The organism is Phenylobacterium conjunctum (assembly GCF_042679085.1).
Lineage (GTDB): Bacteria > Pseudomonadota > Alphaproteobacteria > Caulobacterales > Caulobacteraceae > Phenylobacterium > Phenylobacterium conjunctum.
The window spans coordinates 1-1,398 of record NZ_JBHTLQ010000114.1; the positions used below are offsets into that span (position 1 = coordinate 1).

Consider the following 1,398-nt stretch of genomic DNA (forward strand, 5'->3'; position numbering starts at 1 on the left):
AGCCAGGCCCAGGGTGTCCTTGTCGGACAGGGGCTTGGGCTCGACCGTCAGGTCGCCGTCGGCGATCTGGTCGGCCACCTGCGCCGTGCCGCGCAGGTTGGTCACCATGCGCTCCAGGGACTGACCCAAGATATCTTTGTCCGACAGCGGCTTGGGCTGAACGGACAGGTCGCCCTGGGCGATGCTGTCGGCCATGGCCGCCGTCTCGCGCAGGTTCGCGGTCATCACGCCCACGGCGTCGAGCACGTCCTTGATCTCGTCATTGGAGGTGGCCGTCACCTGGGAATTGAGGTCGCCGATGGCGACGGCGCGGGCGACGCCGGCCACCTTGGAGAGGCCACGAGTCACCACCAGCGAGAGCCACACCGCCAGGCCGCCGGAGCCCAGCAGGGCGACGACGCCGATGATGGTCATGATCAGACGGGTCCGCGTCAGATCGGCTTCGGTCCGGACATCCGAGGCGTCCAGTTCGGCCTGCTCGACGCGATGCAGGTCTGCAGTGATCTTCTCGACCTCATCGATCCGCCGGCGGCTCTCGCCGGACGCCAGGGCGGCGGCTTGAGCGCCATGGCCCGACGCCAGCGCCTCGGACATGGCTTCGTGGGTGCGGATCATGCCGTCCCAGGCCTCACGCAGCTCAGTCAGCTTGTCCTGGGCGGCCGGGCCGGCCAGGGCGCGGGCCTTGGCGTAGTCGGCCTCGAAGGCCTGCCGGTCGTCCTTCACCGAGTCTTCCAGCTCGGGCAGCCGGTTCGCCCCGACCAGGAACATCTCCCGCTCCAGGGCGGCGATGTTGACCACGTGCAGCTGCAGCTGCTGCGCCAGGCGCAGGCGAGCGACGGGCCCCTCAATGGTGGCGCTGAACTCGCGCTGAGCCCGGCTGGCGCCGGTCAGGCTCTCAGCGATCGCCAGGCTGAGCAGGACGATGATCGCCCCGAAAGCCAGGCCAAGCTTGGCCTTGATCGTGAACCGCATGCGCTGAAGGCTCCCCTGGCCTGATCAGTAGTTGGTGAAGTCGTCGTCGACGGGATCAGCCCCGCCGTGAGACAGGTCGAGGGCGAAGCCCTGGGCCAGGGCCTGCTGGGCCGCCACGCCGCCCCGGCCGCGCACAGGCGCCGCGCGGGGCGCCATACGCGCCGGACGGGCCTGGGTCCGAGCCGCCCGAAGCGGCGTGGGCCGACGCGCGCCCTCGTTGGCGGCGGTCTTGAAGTAGGCGATGGAGGTCTGGAGCTCCTCGGCCTGGGCGGCCAGTTCCTCGGAGGTGGCGCTCATCTGCTCGGAGGCCGAGGCGTTCTGCTGGGTGACCGTGTCCAGTTGCTGGATGGCCTGGTTGATCTGGGCCGCGCCGATATCCTGTTCACGGCAGGCGGCCGAGATCTCCGTCACCAGCTCGGCGGTGCG

1 protein-coding gene and 1 pseudogene are annotated in these 1,398 nt (G+C 70.0%); both read right to left on the minus strand.

All coding sequences use genetic code 11. The features are described 5' to 3' along the window. Nucleotides 1–972 (minus strand): HAMP domain-containing protein (locus ACFQ27_RS20790; protein ID WP_377354920.1); only part of this gene is annotated, 972 nt, incomplete at its 3' end. A 24-nt stretch (nucleotides 973–996) separates the two neighbouring features. Next, nucleotides 997–1,398: pseudogene (locus ACFQ27_RS20795) on the minus strand (methyl-accepting chemotaxis protein); the annotation flags it as partial.